We start from the raw sequence: 5774 nt of genomic DNA, 5'->3' as shown, positions 1-5774 counted from the left end.
GTGCCCAGCTGGGCGGCTTCGGCCATCTTGCTGTAGCGGCGCGTCAGCACCTGGCGCATGGCCGCGTAGTCGTCGCCGCCCGTGATGCCCTCGATGTTGTAGCGCCGGTACTGGCTGCTCTGCATCTGGTGGTTCTCAAACACGACGCAGCTCGCCATCGTCGCCTCGCCTGCCGTGTGGCTGATGTCGAAGCATTCGACACGGAACTTGTCAATCTCGGCAACCGACAGATCCAGCGCGTCGACCAGGGCCCGCGTGCGCGCATGCTGGGAGCCTTCCTCCGCCAGCAGCCGTGCCAGTGCCAGCTCCGCGCCCTTGACGCACATCTCCAGCCAGATGCGCCGCTGCCCGCGCGGCTGGGCCTGCACAGTCACGCGGCTGCCAGTCTGGATGCCGAGGGCTTCGGCCAGCCCCGCATCCACCATCTCGCTGACGACGATCAACCCGGGAGCCGGCGAGGCCAGGTAGTGCTGGGCCATGAAGGCCTCGAGCACTTGCCGCTCAGGCGACAGCATTTCTTCATCGTTGAGCTGAACGGCAGTCGCGTCATCGACATGCTTGGGGAAGAAGGCGCGGTCACCCAGATGCCGTCCACCGCGCACCATGGCGAGATTCACGCAAGCCTTGCCGCCCTGCACCTTGACGGCCAGCACGTCGACATCACGGTCGCGGCCCGTGGCGCTGCTTTCCTCGATGACCTGCTGCTGCAGCACCTTGGACAGCGCCTGGATCTGGTTGCGCACCTCGGCCGCCAGCTCGTACTCGAAGCGCTCGGCATAGGCGCCCATCTGCTCCTGCAGCGCTGCCATCACCTCGTTGGTCTCGCCGCGCAGGAAGCGCTCGGCGCTATCCACATCACGCGCGTACTCGGGCGTCTGCCCGGCCGGCACGCAAGGGCCCGAGCAGCGCTTGATCTGGTGCAGCAGGCAAGGCCGGCTGCGGTTGTTGAAGACGCTGTCCTCGCAAGTGCGCAGCTTGAAGACCTTCTGCATCAGCTGGATGGACTCCTTCACCGCCCAGGCGCTCGGGAAGGGGCCAAAGTATTTGTGCCGCTTGTCCACCGCACCGCGGTAGTAGGCCATGCGCGGCCAGGCGTGCGAGGTGATCTTCAGATAGGGGTAGCTCTTGTCATCCCGGAACACGATGTTGAAGCGCGGGTTCAACGTCTTGATCAGGTTGTTCTCGAGCAGCAGCGCCTCGGCCTCGGTGCGCACCACCGTGGTTTCCAGGCGCGCAACGCGGGCCACCATCAGGCCGATGCGGGTGCCGCCATGGTTCTTCTGGAAATAGCTGCTGACGCGGCGCTTCAGGTCTTTCGCCTTGCCGACGTAGAGCACCTCGCCCTTGGCATCGAAATAGCGGTAGACGCCCGGCAGGGCCGGCAGCGCATTGACTTCGGTCAGCAGCCTTTCGCGGCCCTCGCGCGCGGCGGCCTCCACCTCGGCGGTGCGCTGCTTTTCGGCGGTGGCGATGGCGGCCCGCTCGGCCACCTGCTCAGATTGCTGCGGATCACCGGCATCGGTGTTGGAAGGGGTCGTACTCGACATGGCTGGAATTGTGGCCTGGGAGAATCGGGGCATGAGAGCGCCGATGCTTTGGGACATCTTCTGCCGCGTCATCGACAACCATGGCGATCTGGGCGTCTGCTGGCGGCTGGCACGCGACCTCGCGGCGCGCGGCGATGAGGCCAGGCTGTGGATCGATGAGCCGTCGGCCCTGGCCTGGATGGCACCGGACCGCCCCGCCGCCATCGACGTGCGCGCCTGGCCCGAGGGCGACGTGCTCGAGCAGCCCGGCGACATCGTCATCGAGGCCTTTGGCTGCGAACTGCCGCCGGCCTTTGCGGCCCGCATGGCCGCGCGCCAGCAGCCAGCGCGGTGGATCAATCTCGAATACCTCAGCGCCGAGGACTATGTCGAGCGCAGCCATGGCCTGGCCTCACCGCAGTTCAGCGGCCCTGGCGCGGGGCTGACCAAGCACTTCTTCTACCCCGGCTTCACGCCACGCACCGGCGGCCTGCTGCGCGAACCGGGTTTGTTGGAGCGCATCGCCGGCTTCGATGGCACGGCCTGGCTGGCTGAGCGGGGCTGGTCGCCGCTGCCTGGCGAGCGCGTCGTCAGCCTGTTCGCCTATGCCAATGCGGCCCTGCCGGCTCTGCTCGACGCGCTGGGCAACGAGCCCACGCTGCTGCTCGCCTGCCCCGGCCCGCTGCAGGCACAGGACCACGACCGCCCACGCTTGCGCACCATCGCCCTGCCCTATCTGGCCCAGGACGACTACGACCGGTTGCTCTGGGCCTGCGATCTGAATTTCGTGCGCGGCGAGGACTCGTTCGTGCGCGCGCAATGGGCCGGCAAGCCTTTCGTCTGGCATATCTATCCCCAGCACGACGACGCCCATCACGCCAAGCTCGAAGCCTTCATGGCGCGTGCCGAACTGCCTGCATCCTGGCGCGCGGTCTGGCGTGGCTGGAACGGCCTGACTCCCTTACCCGCCTCGCTCACCGGCCTGGACGAGGCCGCCGAGCAAGCGCCGAGGTGGCGTGCGCAATTGGCGGCGCAGCCCGACCTGCTGACGCAGCTGCAGGGCTTCTTAGGGGTTTCCAGCTAGAATGACGGGCTTTGCCGCGCCAACCCGAGACGGGTTCTCCTGGAGTCTGGTGCGCCRTCCAGCCGGAATCTCYGGCGCCTCACACCGCAATTCACCATGAAACTCGCTCAAGAAATCCGCGCCGGCAACGTGATCATGCAGGGCAAGGACCCGATGGTCGTCCTGAAGACCGAATACAGCCGTGGTGGCCGTGGTGCTGCCACCGTGCGCATCAAGATGAAGAACCTGCTGAACGGCGCGGGTGCCGAGCTGGTCTTCAAGGCCGACGACAAGATGGAGCAGATCATCCTCGACAAGAAGGAGTGCACCTACACCTACTTCGCCGACCCGATGTATGTCTTCATGGACACCGAGTACAACCAGTACGAAGTCGAGTCCGAGAACATGGGTGACGCTCTGTCCTACCTCGAAGACAGCATGGCCGCGGAAGTGACCTTCTACGACGGCAAAGCCATCTCCATCGAACTGCCCACCAGCGTCGTGCGCGAGATCGAGACCGAGCCGGCCGCCAAGGGCGACACCTCGGGCAAGGTCATGAAGCCCGCCCGCCTGAAGGGCACCGGCTTCGAGATCTCCGTGCCGGCGTTCGTCGAGAACGGCGACAAGATCGAAATCGACACCCGCACYCACGAGTACCGCAAGCGCGTCTAAGCAGACGCCTCCGGCCTCCAGCAAAACGCCCGCATCAGCGGGCGTTTTTCTTTATTCGGCGTCGTCAGACAGATCGGGGACTTCCAGCTCGGCGTCGATCTCGCTGTCGAAATCGGCCGAAGCCTTGACCGGGATCCATGGGCGGTCCAGCGGGCGGTAGATGCGGCTCTGCAGGCGCGCCAGGCGGTCGGAACGCTCGATGGCGTTCATCACCTCGGCGGGGGAGATCAGCATCGCGAAGGGGTCAGCTAGATTCGGGGTGTTGGACAGCATGGTGGGCCTCGTGTTTGACGATGACTCCACTTTAGGCAGCCGCGCCTTGGCGCAACAGTCGGCCCAGCGCGCTAGCCGCTGTAAGACTTTTCCCTACACGGCCCCCGGGGCGAGAACTAATTGGCGCTCTTGGCAGGTTCTGCAGCTTTGGCCGCGCGCTGGCGTTCCTGAATGATCAGGCGCAGCTCCTTGGCCATCACATCGCGGCCGCCGCGCTGGGCGAAATCGGCCGCCGTCAGTTCCTGCTCATTGGCCGCGCGCGGCTCGGCGCCCGCCTTGATGAGCAGAGGCACCAGATCGCTGTTGCCGTAGCGCGCCGCCATCATCAGCGGCGTCGTACCGTTCTCGGAGCGCGCATTGAGCTCGGCGCCGTGAGCGATGAGGAAGGCCGCCACGCCGTTGTCCGGCCCGCTGCAGGCGTAGTGCAGCGGCGTCCAGCCCGCGCGGTTGACGGCGGCGCCACGCTTGACCAGGGCCTGCACGGCCGGCAGCGAGCCGCGGATGGCAGCCACCATCAACGGCGTCTCGCCCTGGGCATTGGCTTCGTCCACCTGCGTCTGCGGCGAAGCCAGCAGACTGTCCAGCGCGCGCAGCGACTCTTCACGCACGGCGATGAAGATGGCCTTGCGGCCGCGCGAGTCAGCCTGGTTGGCGTCCACGCCCTTGAGCAGCAGGGCCAGCACGGCGCGGCCGTCGTTCATTTCGGCGGCAATGGCGAGTTCGTCAGCGGGCGCGGCACGCAGGGCCGTCGTGGCCAGCAGCGCCAGCGCGGCGATCCATGCCTTCTTCATGCCGCTTCGGGCAGGCCGAACAGCCGCCGCGTATTTGCCGTCGTGCGGGCGGCCAGCTCCTCCACCGGCAGGCCCACCGCATCGGCCACCGCCTTGGCCACATGGGGCACATAGGCCGGCGAATTGGTCTTGCCGCGGAAGGGCACCGGCGCGAGATAGGGGCTGTCGGTTTCGATCAGCACGCGATCAAGCGGCAGCAGCCTCAGCAGGTCACGCAGGTCCTGGGCGTTCTTGAAGCTGACGATGCCCGAGAAGGAGATGTAGTAGCCGCGTTCGACGGCGGCCAGGGCAACTTCCGCCGTCTCGGTGAAGCAGTGGAAAACGCCGCCGGCCTGCTCACCGCCCTCTTCGTCCAGCACGCGCAGCGTGTCGGCCGCGCTGGAGCGAGTGTGGATGACCAGTGGCTTCGCCGCTGCCTTCGCGGCCCGGATGTGGGTGCGAAAGCGCTCGCGCTGCCACTCCATGTCGTCGATGCTGCGGCCGTTGAGGCGGTAGTAGTCCAGCCCGGTCTCGCCGATGGCGACGACACGCGGCAGCGCGGCCAGGCGCACCAGTTCCGCCACGTCGGGTTCGCGCATGTCCTCGGTGTCGGGGTGTACGCCCACGGTGGCCCACAGCTGGGCATGCTCAAGAGCCAGCGCATGCACGGCCTCGAACTCCTCCATCTGCGTGCAGATGCAGATGGCCTGCTCGACCTGCGCGGCCTGCATGTCGGCCAGGATGGCGGGAAGGTTCTGCTTCAGCTCCGGGAAGCTGAGATGGCAATGCGAGTCAACGAACATCGACGGGAACAGGAATCAAAGGGTCTGAGTCGGCTTGCTCGACGAGATCGCAGTGCCCAGGATTTCCTCGATCCTGACGCGGATCAACCGGGTCTTCTCGTCACCAGGGAAGCGCACGCCCACGCCCTGGGTGCGGCCACCCGACGCGTTGGCTGGCGTCAGCCAGGCCACCTTGCCGGCCACCGGATAGCGCTGGTTGTCCTCGGGCAGGGCCAGCAGCAGGTAGACGTCTTCGCCGAGCTTGTAGTCTCGCGTCGTCGGCACGAACAGGCCGCCTTCCGTGAAGGCCGGGATGTAGGCGGCGTAGAGCGCCGACTTCTCGCGGAAGACCAATTGGATGACGCTGGGCCGCGCGCCGGACGATGCGCCCTGACCGCTCACCGTGGGCAAGGGCAGGCTACCGCTCACCTTGCTGGGCTGGAATTGCGGAGACTTGGAGGAGGGGGCGTCGCTCATGAAGGGCGAGTGTAGTCAGCGCGCGGCGGCCGAGATGGCCGTCTGGGCTTGCGCCACCAAGGCCTCGATCCACAACCCGGCGTTCAGCGGATGGTCGGCGTGGCGGGCGGCGCGGCGCAGTTCGGCGTCCCAGCTCAGCAACGGTGCGGCGCGCTTGGGCGCAGGCAGGGCCGCCGGCGCGAAGAACTGGCCGCGCTGCCCGTGGCTGCGG

7 protein-coding genes and 1 pseudogene are annotated in these 5774 nt (G+C 66.9%); 2 read left to right on the top strand and 6 right to left on the bottom strand.

Annotated elements, in window-relative coordinates; translation table 11 throughout:
- Positions 1-1547 (bottom strand): excinuclease ABC subunit UvrC (gene uvrC / locus ACXJKR_RS22425; protein WP_457324686.1); only part of this gene is annotated, 1547 nt, incomplete at its 3' end.
- Positions 1548-1590: 43 nt separating this feature from the next.
- Between uvrC and earP the strand changes: the two genes are divergently transcribed.
- Together earP and efp are read left to right on the top strand one after the other, a co-directional pair.
- The gene (gene earP, locus ACXJKR_RS22420) at positions 1591-2610 is read left to right on the top strand and encodes an elongation factor P maturation arginine rhamnosyltransferase EarP (protein ID WP_457324685.1); all 1020 of its coding nucleotides are present in this window, start codon (positions 1591-1593) and stop codon (positions 2608-2610) included.
- A 96-nt stretch (positions 2611-2706) separates the two neighbouring features.
- Positions 2707-3261 (top strand): elongation factor P, encoded by a 555-nt coding sequence (efp, locus tag ACXJKR_RS22415; RefSeq protein WP_056201666.1) that lies wholly within the window; start codon positions 2707-2709, stop codon positions 3259-3261.
- Positions 3262-3312: 51 nt separating this feature from the next.
- Here the strand turns inward: efp and ACXJKR_RS22410 are convergent, their stop codons facing one another.
- The 5 genes and pseudogenes from ACXJKR_RS22410 to ACXJKR_RS22390 all read right to left on the bottom strand — a co-directional run.
- Positions 3313-3534 (bottom strand): hypothetical protein, encoded by a 222-nt coding sequence (locus ACXJKR_RS22410; RefSeq protein WP_056201663.1) that lies wholly within the window; start codon positions 3532-3534, stop codon positions 3313-3315.
- A 116-nt stretch (positions 3535-3650) separates the two neighbouring features.
- Positions 3651-4325: an ankyrin repeat domain-containing protein gene (locus ACXJKR_RS22405; protein WP_457324684.1), complete on the bottom strand. Its 675-nt coding sequence runs from the start codon at positions 4323-4325 to the stop codon at positions 3651-3653.
- Entirely contained in the window at positions 4322-5107 is a 786-nt protein-coding gene (locus ACXJKR_RS22400; RefSeq protein WP_056201658.1) for a TatD family hydrolase, read from the bottom strand. Before ACXJKR_RS22400 ends, ACXJKR_RS22405 begins: the two co-directional genes overlap by 4 nt.
- Positions 5108-5122: 15 nt before the next feature.
- Positions 5123-5563 (bottom strand): PilZ domain-containing protein, encoded by a 441-nt coding sequence (locus ACXJKR_RS22395; protein WP_082532892.1) that lies wholly within the window; start codon positions 5561-5563, stop codon positions 5123-5125.
- A 15-nt stretch (positions 5564-5578) separates the two neighbouring features.
- Positions 5579-5774 (bottom strand): annotated as a pseudogene (locus tag ACXJKR_RS22390) (DNA polymerase III subunit delta'); the annotation flags it as partial.

The organism is Roseateles sp. P5_E11 (genome assembly GCF_054049355.1).
The sequence above is the reverse complement of the archived record's forward strand: the minus strand, read 5'-3'. Positions and strand labels throughout refer to the sequence as shown.